This is a genomic window from Sulfolobus sp. A20, from assembly GCF_001719125.1.
GTDB lineage: Archaea > Thermoproteota > Thermoprotei_A > Sulfolobales > Sulfolobaceae > Saccharolobus.
Genome location: NZ_CP017006.1, coordinates 760578 through 775917, shown reverse-complemented (window position 1 = coordinate 775917; position 15340 = coordinate 760578). Strand labels below are relative to the sequence as shown.

The 15340-nt window shown below is 34.1% G+C and carries 16 protein-coding genes; 15 read left to right on the top strand and 1 reads right to left on the bottom strand.

Translation table 11 applies throughout. From position 1 onward, the window contains the following. Genes BFU36_RS04245 through BFU36_RS04235 form a run of 3 tightly spaced genes read left to right on the top strand, consistent with a single transcriptional unit; the run spans nt 1 to nt 2477 of the window. Complete coding sequence (locus BFU36_RS04245) at nt 1–633, top strand: superoxide dismutase (RefSeq protein ID WP_069282422.1); 633 nt, start codon at nt 1–3, stop codon at nt 631–633. Between the two features lie 35 nt (nt 634–668). Further along, nucleotides 669–1757: a sugar phosphate nucleotidyltransferase gene (locus BFU36_RS04240; RefSeq protein WP_069282421.1), complete on the top strand. Its 1089-nt coding sequence runs from the start codon at nt 669–671 to the stop codon at nt 1755–1757. Between the two features lie 15 nt (nt 1758–1772). Continuing rightward, complete coding sequence (locus tag BFU36_RS04235) at nt 1773–2477, top strand: Rossmann-like domain-containing protein (protein WP_069282420.1); 705 nt, start codon at nt 1773–1775, stop codon at nt 2475–2477. Here the strand turns inward: BFU36_RS04235 and BFU36_RS04230 are convergent. Continuing rightward, nucleotides 2464–3642 carry a hypothetical protein gene (locus BFU36_RS04230; RefSeq protein ID WP_231961233.1) on the bottom strand — a complete coding sequence of 393 codons (1179 nt, stop codon included), beginning with the start codon at nt 3640–3642 and terminating at the stop codon, nt 2464–2466. The genes BFU36_RS04235 and BFU36_RS04230 overlap by 14 nt on opposite strands. Nucleotides 3643–3685: 43 nt before the next feature. Between BFU36_RS04230 and BFU36_RS04225 the strand changes: the two genes are divergently transcribed. The 12 genes from BFU36_RS04225 to BFU36_RS04170 all read left to right on the top strand — a co-directional run bounded on the left by BFU36_RS04225 (nt 3686) and on the right by BFU36_RS04170 (nt 15311). After that, a complete protein-coding gene (locus tag BFU36_RS04225) occupies nt 3686–4021 on the top strand; it encodes a DUF2175 family protein (RefSeq protein ID WP_069282418.1) in 336 nt (111 codons plus the stop codon). Between the two features lie 204 nt (nt 4022–4225). Beyond that, the gene (gene thyX / locus BFU36_RS04220; RefSeq protein WP_069282417.1) at nt 4226–5002 is read left to right on the top strand and encodes an FAD-dependent thymidylate synthase; all 777 of its coding nucleotides are present in this window, start codon (nt 4226–4228) and stop codon (nt 5000–5002) included. A gap of 80 nt (nt 5003–5082) precedes the next feature. Beyond that, a complete protein-coding gene (gene ndhC, locus BFU36_RS04215; protein WP_069282416.1) occupies nt 5083–5472 on the top strand; it encodes an NADH-quinone oxidoreductase subunit A in 390 nt (129 codons plus the stop codon). Continuing rightward, on the top strand, nt 5472–5960 hold the full coding sequence (locus tag BFU36_RS04210) for an NADH-quinone oxidoreductase subunit C (protein ID WP_069282415.1): 489 nt from the start codon (nt 5472–5474) through the stop codon (nt 5958–5960). Before ndhC ends, BFU36_RS04210 begins: the two co-directional genes overlap by 1 nt. Further along, on the top strand, nt 5944–7176 hold the full coding sequence (locus BFU36_RS04205; protein WP_069282414.1) for an NADH-quinone oxidoreductase subunit D: 1233 nt from the start codon (nt 5944–5946) through the stop codon (nt 7174–7176). The genes BFU36_RS04210 and BFU36_RS04205 overlap by 17 nt, the downstream gene beginning before the upstream one ends. Next, nucleotides 7176–8234, top strand: coding sequence for an NADH-quinone oxidoreductase subunit NuoH (gene nuoH, locus BFU36_RS04200; protein ID WP_069282413.1), 1059 nt, complete (start codon nt 7176–7178; stop codon nt 8232–8234). Before BFU36_RS04205 ends, nuoH begins: the two co-directional genes overlap by 1 nt. Then, the gene (gene nuoI / locus BFU36_RS04195; RefSeq protein WP_069282412.1) at nt 8222–8725 is read left to right on the top strand and encodes an NADH-quinone oxidoreductase subunit NuoI; all 504 of its coding nucleotides are present in this window, start codon (nt 8222–8224) and stop codon (nt 8723–8725) included. Before nuoH ends, nuoI begins: the two co-directional genes overlap by 13 nt. Next, nucleotides 8706–9209: an NADH-quinone oxidoreductase subunit J gene (locus BFU36_RS04190; protein ID WP_069282411.1), complete on the top strand. Its 504-nt coding sequence runs from the start codon at nt 8706–8708 to the stop codon at nt 9207–9209. The genes nuoI and BFU36_RS04190 overlap by 20 nt, the downstream gene beginning before the upstream one ends. Nucleotides 9210–9211: 2 nt before the next feature. Further along, entirely contained in the window at nt 9212–9499 is a 288-nt protein-coding gene (locus tag BFU36_RS04185; RefSeq protein WP_069282410.1) for an NADH-quinone oxidoreductase subunit K, read from the top strand. A 3-nt stretch (nt 9500–9502) separates the two neighbouring features. Then, nucleotides 9503–12883: a proton-conducting transporter membrane subunit gene (locus tag BFU36_RS04180; protein WP_069282409.1), complete on the top strand. Its 3381-nt coding sequence runs from the start codon at nt 9503–9505 to the stop codon at nt 12881–12883. Further along, complete coding sequence (nuoN, locus tag BFU36_RS04175; RefSeq protein WP_069282408.1) at nt 12884–14281, top strand: NADH-quinone oxidoreductase subunit NuoN; 1398 nt, start codon at nt 12884–12886, stop codon at nt 14279–14281. It begins immediately after the preceding gene. Next, nucleotides 14274–15311 (top strand): inositol-3-phosphate synthase, encoded by a 1038-nt coding sequence (locus BFU36_RS04170; RefSeq protein ID WP_069282407.1) that lies wholly within the window; start codon nt 14274–14276, stop codon nt 15309–15311. The genes nuoN and BFU36_RS04170 overlap by 8 nt, the downstream gene beginning before the upstream one ends. Nucleotides 15312–15340: the final 29 nt, after the last annotated feature.

Here is a 15340-nt window from a genome sequence, read left to right as displayed (position 1 = left end):
ATGGCAGTCCAAATACAATTCAAAAGATACGAGCTACCTCCTTTACCTTATAAGGTAGATGCATTAGAACCATACATTAGCAAAGATATAATTGACGTACATTATAATGGTCATCATAAGGGATATGTAACTGGGGCTAATTCATTTTTAGAGAGATTAGAAAAAGTAATCAAAGGTGATTTGCCATCTGGGCATTATGATGTACAAGGTCTAATGCGTGGCTTAGTTTTTAATATAAATGGGCACAAGTTACACGCACTATATTGGGATAATATGGCTCCCTCTGGAAAAGGCGGAGGCAATCCTGGCGGAGCTCTTGCTGATTTAATAGTTAAACAATTTGGTAGCTATGATAGGTTTAAGCAAGTATTTACTGAGACAGCAAATTCCTTACCCGGTACTGGTTGGACAGTATTATATTATGATGTGGAGTCTGGAAATCTACAGATCATGACTTTCGAGAATCATTTCCAGAATCATATAGCTGAGTTGCCAATATTACTAATCCTTGATGAATTTGAGCATGCTTATTATCTTCAATACAAGAATAAGAGGGCCGATTATGTAAATGCATGGTGGAACGTGGTAAATTGGGACTATGCTGAAAAGAAACTACAAAAATACTTGAAGTAGAATAGGTTTTTTAATAATTAACTTATACCTTTAATATGGTATCTGCGATTATATTAGCTGGAGGCTATGCCACGAGGTTAAGGCCATTAAGCTTGACTAAGCCTAAGGCTCTTTTTCCCTTACTTAATAGACCTATAATAAGATATACTTTAGATAGTCTAATAGATTCGGATGTTAATGATATCTATTTATCGTTAAGAGTGATGGCTGACAAAATCATTAATTATCTAAAAAATTCTAATCTTTTAGATAAAGTCAAGATTGAAGTAGAGAATGAGCCTCTAGGCGACGCTGGTCCATTGAGAGTACTCAGCGAAAAATATAATTTAGATGAAGACGTTATTGTGATTTATGGCGATGTATTCAGTGAGGTGAATATTAAGTCTCTTTTAGATTTTTACTATAAGAAGAGTTGTGATGCCGTAATAGTGGGAGTTGAAGTTGATGACCCTCGTAGATATGGAGTATTATACACTGAAAATGATATTCTAGTTGAGTTAATAGAGAAGCCCAGGAGACCAATATCCAATTTAATAAATGGTGGTATATATATATTTAAAAAGGAATTATTTGAATCAATTAGAGTCCCTTCATCGATAAGCAGAAATTTCTTGCCAAATATTTTAAAATCGAATAAATGTATAGCAGTATACAAATATAGTGGTATATGGGCAGATATAGGAGTTCCAGATGATTATCTTAAGCTTAATTTCAAGTTACTTATAGAGAAATATCCCAAGGGATATATAGGTCCCTCGGCTAAGGTAAGTGAAAGTTCAACCTTAATTCCTCCCTATTATATTGGACAAGACAATGTGATAAAAGAAGATGCGTATTTATCGTCTCATACAATTTTAGGAGATAATGTTAAAATTGGAAGAGGATGCTATATTTCTGAAAGTATATTAATGAATAATGTTGAGGTAAAAGATTATACTTTTGTAACTGGCTCTATTATTGCGGATAAAAGTAGAATAGGCAAATGGAATCACGTACTAGAGGGCTCTATTTTAGGAGAGGAAGTTATTACTGGTGATGGGATCTTAATTAACAAAGGTACTATTATTTTGCCTAATAAGGAAGTTAATGAGCCTATATACGACAGAGATAAAATAATATTATAGCTTAGGTGGAGGAAGGTGATATTACGGGAAATAATTGAGGAATTAGCTTATCCCTTGAAGCAAAGAAAGATAGTAAATGTCTGTGTAAGCCCTATCTATACTGCAGTTATGTTAGATAATCAATCAATAGGAATTTCACATACTATAGTTGATGGGGAAATTTCTCATGCAGGTGAAATAGTAGGTGCTAATGCATACGATATTGTAATCGAAAACCTTGATAGTAATCTGCAGAGATCCGTCTCATTAGCTATTTTGAATTCTTTAGGTGAGCAAAGTTCATATACTCAAGGAGATCCGCTTAGCCTTTACTCTGGGGTAAAACTGTGCGTATTCGGATATACACCACAAGTATCTGCATCAAACTTTGATACTATAATAACTTATGATTTCGCTTCTAACGAAACGAGGAAGATAGGTAATACTGAAATAAGACCATTTTCTACTTTAACCAAGGAGTATTGTTCTACTGCAGTGATTTTCGGTTCTACGTTAGTTAACAATACTATAGATAAGATAATTAGTCAAGTTTCAGCTGATCACCTAATTTTAACTGGGATATCTTCCGTGGATGCACCAATAACACTGAAAAACTATGGTTTTGAAGTTATATCTAAATTATTTTCCAGTGATAAGTACAGAGTCTTTAGGATAGTATGTGAGGGTGGAAATAATAGAGCTTTAGGTAAATATATGATAAGGTATTTTAGAAAGATTTAGGTACAATTTCATGTATGCTTGTATAGCATTTCCCATCGTAATATAGTTTTCCTTTTTCGCAATTATTATCTTTTACTATTTCTACCCTAGAATCTATAATATTTAAGACTTGATTTGCCTTTATACTTTCATACAATTTCATATACGCAATAGAAATTCTAGCCAAGACTTTAGGATTTGAGGTACTAGCTCCTAGCGCACTCATAGCACCTTTAAGCGATAGTGATTTATAGCTTTCATCATTAGTTATATTCCATAATCTAGAGAAAAATATTGCTGTCTCAGCATTAGATATTGGCTCTAAATAGGGAATATTTGTTATATCGTCATTACCTTTGATATCTTTAAACCCTTTTTCATGTTGCAAATTTTCCTTAATATAATTAGCAATCCTAATAGCTAAAGTTAGATAGTTTTCATCAAAACTTGACTCATAAGCTGTTAATAGCGCGTTTCCAGCTAATGCTTCATCTAGTAATATACCCTTATTCTCTCTTAACGAACTTCTATAAACCTCTCCAGTGTCCTTATTTAATAACTCTAATACTTCCTTTATGTCAGCTATTCCGTAATTCACTAACATTGCTATATTAGCTAAATATTTTTTATCTACGTTAATCTTGGCTTGTTTATTCAGAAGAAACTCAGCTAAACTGTCTTGAAATTTTATTTTGTCTTTAGCCTTTAAATAATCCTTATATATATTAGTGTAGGTAAGATAAACCTCAATCATTCTACTGTCAGCAGGTTCTCCCTCTATTACTTTGTTAACAGTATCGTAGATTACAAATGGTGATAACTCTAATGGCTCTGGAATGAAACCATTTATTGTGAGACCTATGATTTTTTTATTTTTATAATCGTCTAAAATGTCCCTTAGTCTAGATTCTATAAACTTAACATCAACCGACTCAATTATGCCTAAGATCTTTAAATCTGGAGTAAGTATTGTGATAGTGGGAATCACACCTCTAGTTAGCCTTACAGTATACTCTACATTTTCAATTGCATTTACTTGAATAGCGTAATATTTAGATAATATATATAGATTCTTCATTTGTTCATACAATTCTTCACATTTTTTACACTGATCAGTAGTAAAGTATAATAGTATCGGCTTTTCATAGAACTTTGAATCGTTTAAAAGTTGGGCTGTTATTATCATCATAAACCGTAAGGCTTTTTTAGATATAAATCTTCTACTACTTATGAGTCGTCCAGCTACTAAGTGGAAATGCGCCTTGTGTAATAATACTATATATTGGGACGAATTGTTCACATATATGAAAAAAGGAGTAGTTCATTATACATGTTTAAGGGATTTAGCTTTAAAGAATAGTAAAATAGATAATAAAGAACTCCAAAACATTCTTGACGCATTAGAGGAGGAATTAAAACTAATAGTTTATTATAAGCAAAAGATCTCGTCATTACAAAACGAGGAAATAAAGAAAACTTTTGACCAAATAGAGAAAGATGCTGAGAAAAACGCTGGTATTTTAACTAGGTTGGTAGAAAAGTTTAGCATGCTAGAAAGCTCTTAGGTTTTAGATTATGGTAAGATTATTGTATCTCGTTTTTTATATTTATAAGTTATATGATACTTAATCCTACTTTTATTAATTATAATATCTTCGATGCCAGCTAATCTATAATCGCAATACCTAAGGTAAAGCCTTCAATTCTGATAAGCACAATCCCTTTTATTTTCAGTATAAATAGAGTTACTTATATAAGGTAAGTGTATTATGATGAACGTTAAGCTTGTTTCCTATACTAAAGATGGCGAGAAAGTAATTGCAATAGCAGCTAAGATGAGCAGATCTCGTAAAGGATGGGAGCACCATGAGAAAGACATGTCAGATGAGGAAATAGAAACATGGATTAGGGATGCAATTATTCATGGTTACTGGTCTGTACTCGAGCATTCCGTCTATACTTTTTCCGTTGAGGGGTTATCAAGAGTTGCTTCTCATCAGCTTGTTAGGCATAGGATAGCATCTTACACGCAGATGTCACACCGTTTTGCCAAACCTATAGATGAGTTCTACAAGCCCATAATTCCACAGAGTGCAGCAAACAGAGCAAAAGAAATAGTTGAAAAAGCATATAAAGAGGCTTACGATCTATATTTTCAATTACTTTCTTCCGGAGTGCCAGAGGAAGACGCCAGATATGTTTTGCCTAATGGTGTTAACACGAACATTGTCGTTACCATGAATGCTAGGGAACTGTACAACTTCTTCGCGTTGAGACTGTGTAGCAGAGCACAATGGGAAATACGTGCCGTTGCATGGAAGATGTTAGAGGAGGTCAAAAAAGTCCATCCTAGACTATTTAGATATGCTGGACCTAATTGTATTATACACGAGAATTTCATAAGGGATGAATATATAACATTAGAAGAGATATTTAAAAATTACAATGTAGAGTTTATATCCCAAAGATGTATTGAGGGAGTGCCGAGAGAGGGCATAAAAAAATGCGTAATCAATTCGCGTACAATCTTGGAAAGTATTAAATAAATGCAATTGTTGTATATATTTTTTTATCTAACCTTTTAACAAAGGTTATTTAAACCTTTTACTTTATATTTTATCACGCAATGTCACTTACTCAAGGTCTTTTAGCGTTTGGTATACCTATTGTCGTGTTCTTAGCTGCCGGATATGGTGGATATAAGTTTCTGACTCTAGTACTCCCGTCAAAACCTAATCCCTTAAAGGTTAGTAGATTTGAGGCTGGAAATATACCATTTGGGCTAGGTAGATTGTGGTTCCCGTTACAATACTATGGCTACCTAATAGTTTATACAACACTAGAGCCGATTATAGTAATGCTATTACCAATTACCTTCTCTGATTACTATACCTCTTTGATATACTTTAGGGATTTAATTATAATAATTGCTGTGTTTATAATTTTATTATATCCTGTTCTATATTATTCAATAAGACAAATTAATATATTAAGTTATTGGGAGTTGAGGAGATAATGAGTGAGACACTTAAGGATACTTTAAATAAGATTCAGACCGAGTTAAAGTGTCAAGTGAAAACTGAGAGTGATAGAAGAATAACGATTACCATCCCTGATAAACTTATCCTAACGAAAGTAGCGGAGTATCTTAAGTCTATAGGTTTTGATCACGTTAAGTCAGTTACTGGTATCGATTATCCAGAACAAGAAAAATTCGAGGTAGTTTACCACATTTCATCTTATTCTGATCTTAACTTAGCTAAAATAATAGTGGCTGTGAGAGTTTCGACTAGTTATAAAGATCCCTCTATTCCCTCTTTATATAATATATTTGAGAGTGTTTGGACTGGGGAGAGAGAGACATATGAGATGCTAGGGATAAGGTTTGAAGGTCATCCAGATTTAAGGAGGCTATTCCTAGATGAGGATTTTGAAGGAGTTTATCCTCTGAGAAAGTCATTTAAGATTAAAACGGAGGGGGTCTTCGTTGACAAGCCAGCCTGAAAATGAATTGCAACAAAAACTTTTAGCATCAACCGGCATGTCAGTGGAAATAGTTCCGATCCAAGGAGAATTAAATGTAGGTCCTCAACATCCTGGATCCGGACATATGAGAATATTTGTGAAATTAAACGGAGATATCATCGAGGATGTAGACTTAGATGTAGGTTATGTCCACAGAGCCGTTGAGAAGCTCTCAGAAAATAGAAATTACATTCATCTAATACCATTAGTAGAAAGGCCTGCAATACTGGATTCTATTCACATGAATTTAGGATACATAATGGCTGTAGAAAAAATTTTAGGAGTCGACGTACCAGAAAGGGCTCAATACTTGAGAAGTTTTGCAGCTGAAGTAAATCGAATTGCAAGCCACTTATATGGTTTGGGTATTCTCGCAATATTCTTAGGGCATTCTACTGGATTTATGTGGGGATTTGGAGACAGAGAAGTATGGGTTACTATCTTAGAGGCATTAACGGGAGCTAGAGTAACTAATTCATATGTTATTCCAGGCGGAGTAAGAAGGGATATTACACAAGAGATTAAGGAAATGACTTTAAAAGCTATATCGTATCAGCGCAAGAGACTTGAAGACTGGAAGAAGATCTTTTTCTACAATCCGTCAGTTAGGGCTAGGCTAGAAAATGTAGGCGTTATGAGCAAAGAAAATGCTATAAAATGGGGTGCTGTAGGTCCTAATCTAAGAGCTTCGGGAGTATATTATGATGTTAGGAAAATAGAGCCTTATGCGGCATATGACAAATTGGACTTTGAGATACCAGTTTATAAGGAGGGAGATGGACTTGCCAGAGGTTTAGTTAGGTTAGAAGAGATTGAACAAAGCATGAGAATATTAGAACAGATTATTAAAAATATACCAGAAGGTAATATTTTGAGTGACAGATTCTTTAAGCAAATACCTCCAACTAGGCTTAAGAAATATTGGGAAACATATAGAAGGGTAGTCATGCCTGGATATTATGCTTCTTTTAGACCCCCTAAAGGTGAGGCAATATCTAGAGTGGAAGCTGGTAGAGGAGAGTTAGTTTATTATGTCATAAGTGACGGTTCCTCTAAACCTTATAGGCTAAGGATGATAACTCCTTCCTATAGATTGATTTATGTTTTTAAGGAACTGTGTAAAGGTGCAAGATATGCTGATTTAGTTTCAATTTATGGTAGTTTAGATTATTTTCCTCCGGAGGCTGATAGATAATGAGTATTCTGTTCGCATTAAGATATTATTTCTTCTATCCATCATTTTTCCTAACAGTAATATTTCCAGGCTTAATATTTACTTTAATATTCCTCCTAATTACTATATGGTTTGAGAGGAAAGCGGCAGCATTTGTTCAACTTAGATATGGTCCTTATTATGCTTCGAAGAGGATAGGAGGATTACTCCAATTATTCGCAGATGCAATAAAATTTGTATTCTCCGAAATAATAATACCTAATGGAGTTAATCCAGTGCTTTATGCATTATCACCTATACTCGTGGTAATTTTTGCATTTTTGCCTATGATGGTTATACCAGTATCAGTGATACCCTATCATGGTTCAATATTTTCGATATATTATAAGTTGTTTTACGATCCGTTAGTAGGCAAGGGCGTATTAGTTCCATTCTTTACCCAATATAATTTAATTACAGTAATAGCTTTAGAATCCTTATACCCGATATTTGTGATATTCCTAGCTTGGAATACAAATAATAGATTCGCCGTAGTGGGATCAATAAGGGAGGCATATCTATCAGTCTCGTATGATGTCCTAATAATTATTTCAACTTTATCGTTAGCTATTGAGTATCATACGTTAGATATTGCTAAAATTGTCGAATCCAATATTCCAGGATTTATTGCAAATCCAATAGCAGCTTTAGTATTTCTAATAGCAATGCTTATCGGATCCTCAAGATTTCCATTTGAGATTGTTGAAGCTGAAACCGAGTTAGTTATAGGTCCCTACACTGAATACAGCGGCTTCTTATTCGTTTTAACAATGGCAGGATCTTATGTAGTCAATCTAGTTTATGCTCTTTTATTTGTTGATCTATTCATTGGAGGCTGGCTTCCATTTACGGGTCTTCCCGGAGCTGTGTATACAGTTTTTAAGGCTGCAATAGTCGTATTTTTTGGAGTATTTTTGAGATCTGTTTATGGCAGATACAGGATAGATCAAGCTCTAAGGGGTAGTTGGAAATACTTGTTCCCCTTGGCTTTGGTCTCCTTATTACTTGGTGTGGTGGTGGGTTTCATATGGATAAGGTAAAAGAATATAAAAAGGAGAATATATTTAGTTTATTTTCAGAACATTTGCAATCTATAGCTACTGGTGTAAAATATTTCGTTAAACCTAAAAGAATCACTTTGCAATACCCTGAAACTAGTTTGACTTTACCTACAGGTTATAGAGGAATGATACGACTATATAAGGATGTATGTATAGGCTGTACCTTATGTGCTTTAATTTGTCCTGCTGATGCAATGAAGATGGTTACTGAAGGAGGAAAGAAGTTTCCGCAAATTAACTATGGTAGGTGTGTGTTCTGTGGATTCTGTGTTGATGTTTGTCCAGTCGATGCTTTAAAGGAAACTGGTGTTCATGACTTAGTATTTACATCGAGAAAAGACCTAATATTTGACCCAACAAAATTCAATGAAGATGTTGATCAAGTTCCACTAGAAAATAAACCAGTAAGGAAAGTTAAGGCTGTGATAGATGAGGAAAGGGGAATTAAGTATGTTCCTACAGACGAGTGAAATAGTACAAATAATACTTTTTGCCTTTTTTGGAGTGATGTCTATAGCGTTTGCGATATACATTGTTAGAGCAAAAAATGTGTTTTATGGTGCAGTAAGTTTAGCGTTCTTAGGAGTTAGCGTAGCTGCGCTAATAGCTCTTGAAGCTCCTACTACGTATGGAATTTATTCAGTTTTCCATATTTTGCTCTATGTAGGTGCTACTGTAACTTTTCTAGCGATTTCGCTGGTAATGTTCAAAGATTTGGAGATAAAAATTGTAGGTAGAGGTATAGGTGTGCTTGCTGGGGTAGCAATAGCTCTATTGTTTCTGATTACAATTTATTTATCTTTACCTCAAATTTCAATAGTATCACTTAAGCCAGTTAATTTTACTACTTTAGCAGACGATCTCTTGGCGACATATTGGTTCCCTATAGTCATTCTTATAATTGCATTGCTTACTACATTAATCGAAGCCATAGCTTTAGCTAGGAGGGATTAAAGATGATAGTCTTAGGCTTACTTGGATTAGTGCTATCTGGTATATTAATTGGCATAGGATTTTATGGACTGTCATCTACTACAAACATTATCAGAGTTTTACTTTCATCGGAAATAATCTTAAATTCTGCTATTTTATTTATTTTTTCATTTTCAAGTATTTCTGGAATTATTTATAATTCAATTATATTTTCTTTATTTGCAATAGGTATGGCTCTAACAGAAGTAATAGTTGCAATTGCGGCTATAATTCTCTATTATAGGCAAAAGGGTAAGTTGGAGGTAGAATGAGAGATGATTCCCATATTGTTTACACTATTGATTATTTCATTTATAATATCTATAATTATATTTTTTGTTAGATCAAAATATTTGGCTTTTGGTCTAAGTTTAGTCTCAATTTTATTAAATGTACCATATCTATTTATGTTAGGAGACTTCGAGAAGATATTCATCTCTAAGTATGTTGGTTATTTTGGAGTTACGGTAAATAATTTGAATTTCCCGTTTATTATTACAATCTTGGTAGTAACTTCAGTGACTACGCTCTATTCATTGAGGTATATGGAGCATAAGTTCAGTGAGGAGAAGAAGTATAATTGGGGTTTATACTATGCTTTATACTCATTGTTTGCTCTTTCAATGCTCTACGTAGTTTCATCAATTAATCTTTTAGAGTTATATATATTTCTAGAAATTTCCTTAATATCCTCTTTCTTATTGATAGCGTTATATGGTTATGGGGATAGGCGTAGAATTAGTCTAATGTACTTCATTTGGACTCACATTGGGACTATTTTACTCTTAGCATCAATAATAATAATAGGACTAACAACCGGCACTATGGATATTTATGTTTCTGCATATCATTTCATGGATTATTCTGTAATACCTTATAGTTTGTTAGTGTTTATTATTGCCGTAATAGGGATGTTCATTAAAGGTGCACAAGCTGGTTTTAATATTTGGTTACCATATGCTCACGGTGAAGCACCAACTCCCATTTCGATTCTTTTGAGTCCCAACATGGTAGGGTTAGGGATATTTGTAGTAATAATTTATTACTATTTATTCCATTTAATGAGCTTCGTAGCTCCAATATTCATAGCATGGGCGCTAATTACAATGATATACGGCGGGGTAAATGCTTTAGCTCAGAAAGATTTCAAGAGGTTCCTCGCTTATTCTAGTGTGTCGCAGATGGGATACATGTTATTGGGGGCGTCTATTGCTTTTATATCTGGATTACAGTCTTCTATTGCCTCCTTACCATTAGGAATACTGGCAAGCATTCTAATTTACGTTTCTCATGGATTCGGAAAGGCTTTACTATTCATGAGTGCTGGTGCGTCAATAACTGAGTTAAACGAGAGAAATATAGATAATCTAGGGGGCTTATACTTATCCTCTCCTCTCCATTCCACACTGTCCTTTATCGGAGTTATGAACCTTCTAGGTTTACCACCTACTATTGGTTTAGTTAGTGAAGCTTTGCTAATATTTTCTGAAGGTACTATTTTAGGGAAAATAGGTTTAGCTCCATTTGTCCTACTAGTAGCGTTTACTATGATAGCAATCGGGACATCCTCAGCTTACGCAGGTTACTTATTTAAGAAAGTTTACGCAGGGAAGAAAGAAGTATTAAGTGTAGATAATGTAAAAGAATACTCAATTTCTATGATTCTTGTAGCGATATCCAGTATAGTATTATTCTTCTTACCTCAATTAGCAGCGCCTTCACTAACTTTTCTGTCATTATTCACAAATTCGATAATTCTACCGTTAATAGTGTTTTTACCACTCTTAGGTTCGCTAATAGCACTAATAACTCCTAAATCTCTAAATCAAGATATTAGAGGTGCAGTAGTTGTATTTACTATAGGTGTATCAACGTTATTATCCATAATATTGCTAGTTAACAATATAGGCGAACCTTTATTTGGGCATCCAATTTATTCATTCTCTTATGGATACATACAATTGAGTTCCAATTTGCTTCAATCAATTCTAGCTTTATTTGTTTCTTCCTTATCTTTCTTTATAGCCTTATATAGTATTGGGTATATGAAGGAGGATAGTGTATTAAGGAGATATTGGGGATTCTTTGGTCTATTTGTAAGCTCCATGTTATCTGTGGTGTTGGCTAACAATATACTATTCTTCATTGCAGGATGGGAAGGAACAAGTTTAGCATCTTACGGTTTAATTAGCTATTGGCTAGATGATAATCCCATGAATGTTGTAGGTGATTTCGGAAGGAAGATATTCGGATATGAGTACGTCTCTAAACCAACAACCAGTGGTATTAGAGCATTAATATTCACTAGGGTGGGAGATGTGGGTTTCTTGGCAGTATTAGGCTACCTTATTGCATTATCGGGATATAATTTCATTATTTATCCTATATCAAATATTACGATCACAGTTTTCTCCAGTCTGACGACTTTGTCTTCACATTCACTAGCTTGGATATTATTGTTAATATTATTCTTAGGAGGCCTCTCAAAGAGTGCTCAATTTCCGTTCACACAGTGGTTGTTAACAGCTATGACAGGACCTACGCCGGTTAGTGCTCTAATACATGCGGCAACTATGGTCAATCTAGGGGCAATATTAACGTTTCTAGCCTATCCTTTCATTCAAGTAAATGGAAATACTTTATTATTTTTCGAGATAATGGTGGGAATAACACTATTTACTGCAATTTATACTAGCGTAAATGCCTTGGCTACTAATGAACAAAAAGTAATTTTAGCATTTTCCACAGCAGATCAAATTTCCTTAATGATCTTCTCTTCCTCTTTAGGAGCACTATTAAGCGACATTCAACTAGGAATAATAATAGGACTTATACAAATGATAGCACACGGAATATATAAGGCATCGTTATTCATGAACGCAGGATCAGTAATACACTTCACTGAAAGTAGGTATGTAGGCTCAAGACCTTTATTATATAGAGAATTACCATCAGTTTTCATACTACAGCTTATAGCCGCTTTAAATCTTGCTAATTTGCCTCCACTAATTGGTTTCTGGGCCCACGACTTCATAGGAAATTTAACGTCTTCTATACCTGCTATATTCTACGTTTATGTAATTTTGGAATTCTTAGGCTCTCTATATATTCTAAGGTACATATCCAGAACCTTCTTATGGAGAGGTAATTCAGAGGAGAAATCTCATGGACATTTGAGTATGATAATGGTAATTAGTCCAGCGTTCTTAATCTTAGCTTCCATAATATTGGGAGGAGTTTACTTCTATATAGCTTCATTCTTTGGAATAATAACTTACACGCAGATTGACTACATAAGTCTAGTCTTGTCCGCGATAGGCTGGATTATTGCATTTTTAGTGTATACCAGGACGCTAAATCTTAATTCAATCAAAAGTCTATTGGATTTTGGATATTATGGCTGGTATGTTAATCCAGCTTTCGATAAGTTTGGATATGCTTTCCAAGGATTTTCTAACACTTTATTCAGATCATTTGAGAGAGGTGCTGTTGATATAGGTCTTAATGAGAAACTACCAAGGTCCATAACTAATTTTGGATCTAGGATATATAACGTAATAGAAGATCATGTGCTCGGTGACTACATTTTACTTTATGCATGGGGTGTAGTCGTATTATTAATTATAGTTCTAATATTATTTGGGGTGATTGGATAAATGACTAACTTCCTACTCTATCTACCAATTTTAATTCCATCGTTTCTCTTTTTATTAATTTCCATATTAATATTATATATTGATAATGGCAGGGACGATAGAAGATTCAAACTAGGTATATGGCTATCGATTGTCTTTATGTTAATTAGTATAGCTACTTTCATATATTCTTGGAGTAGTGGGTTAGTAAATTACAAGCTTTTCTCAGGAAATTTGATAGTTGATGTGCCTGGCTATTTCTTTGCTATTACTGCAATATCAATTGGACTTCTGAGTATTCTTAACTCGAAAGACCATTTAATTAGTTGGAGCACTAGGTCATCAATGATCTCTTTAATGATGTTATCAGTTTTAGGATTATTATATATGTCATTTGCTAATAACATAGTGGTTATCCTAGTATCATGGGCTATTTCATCAGCTGCAAGTTACGCAATTACTATGTTACATAAGGATTACTTGTCAGTTGACGCTGGTATAAAATACTTAATCATGGGACTAGTTTCTAGCTCTTTGATGATTATAGGGTTCGCCTCATATTTAGTGTCTACAAATTCTCTTTTCTTCACTACTTCAATTGTTTATCCTGACGTCTTTTATCTTGCAATTACTTTCATATCAATTGCTTTCTTATTTAAGATGGGTGCTTTTCCCTTTCAAGCTTGGCTACCTGATGTTTATACTAACTCTGATAGAATTTCAGTAGCCTTCATCTCAAGTGTAGGTAAATTAGTAGGCATAATTCCCTTATTTAGAGTAATTTATCTATCAGATCCAAACTTCTTAGAAATTGTAATATTCATTGTTATATCAATTGGTAGTATGATAGTGGGTAATATAACAGCATTTTCCAGAAAAGATATAGCATCAATATTATCGTTCAGCTCAATAACTCAAGTCGGTTATATTCTCATAGGGTTTGCTATGTTTCCATTATCACCTACAATAGCGATTATTGGTATACTAGTTCAATCTTTAGCTTATGGCATAGCCCAAGTGGGTCTATTTGGAACGGTAAGTCATGTAGAGAAGGTGTCTGGTACGTCAGATATTTCAGGATTAAGGGGATTATCCTCACAAGATAGACCATTAACTTTTGCAATTACTATATTGATTTTAAGTCTTCTCGGAATACCTCCTATCTTTGGGTTCTGGGGAAAACTATTCTTATTTGAGAGCTCATTTATATACCCATGGCTTACAATAATAGCTGTACTTAATAGTGCTATTTCAGCTGGATACTACATTCCGATAATAAGAGAGATGTTTAGAGATGGTGAATTTAAGATGATTAAAAGTTCAGAAAGAGATTCAGCTATTATTTCGGCAATTTTAAGTATTATATTAGGAATAGTAATTCCGTTAATCTTTCAAATCTTGGTGGCGCAAATTGGTTAGAGTAGGATTAATAGGAGTAGGAAATGTCGCGTCAGCGCTAGTACAAGCTATTGAGTTAGCCAAAAATGGGAGAGAGATTTATGGAATACTAGATTTGCCAATAAAACCTTCAGAGCTAGATATCGTAGTGGCTTTTGATATTGATAAAAGAAAGGTTAATAAAAAGCTAAGGGAAGCAATATTTTCTAAACCAAATGTTGTTGATAAATACGTAGACGTTAAAAATGATATAATGGTCTTAAGAGGACCCACATTTGACGGCAACTCCGGAATACTCTCAAATATTATAGAGGAGTCAGAGGACAAACCTGTTGATATTGAAGATGTTTTAAAAGAAGAAAAGGTTGAAGTTATGGTAAACTTATTACCTACAGGTGCCATTAATGCGAGCAATTTTTATGCTCTAGCTTCTCTTAATGTTGGTACATCTTTCGTAAATGCTACTCCAACTCCTATAGCTAAAGAAATGGGGTATAAGTTCGCTGAAAAGAGAATTCCAGTACTAGGAGATGATTTATTAAGCCAAATAGGCGGTACGATAACGCATACTGGAATTATTGAGTTTTTGAAAAGTAGAGGTGTAAAGATTTTAAGATCATATCAAGTAGACATTGCTGGATCTACTGAGGCATTAGTAACATTAGAGGAATGGAGAAAAGATGTTAAAAAAGGCATTAAGTCTTCATATATTTCTCAATATTCAAATGGGGCAGAAGTAGTCGCTGGTACATCAGATTACGTGGAATTCCTCAAAGACAGACGAGTTAGTTATATGGTAATTGAGGGAATTTATGGCATAGGAATTCCAGTAAGGATAGACATTTCGCTAAAGACTTATGACTCAATTAATGCTGTAAGTCCATTGATTGATTTAATTCGAATAGCCAAGATCCTCTTAAGTAAGGGAATAGGTGGTGCTGTCAAAGAGGTTTGTGGTTACTATTTCAAAAGTCCTCCACGACACTATAATAGTTTAGTTGAAACAAAGAGTGAACTAGAAAAATTTTTAAGAGAGTTATTAAAAAACTAGAGTAATGATGTGTGAACCCCGGACTGAGC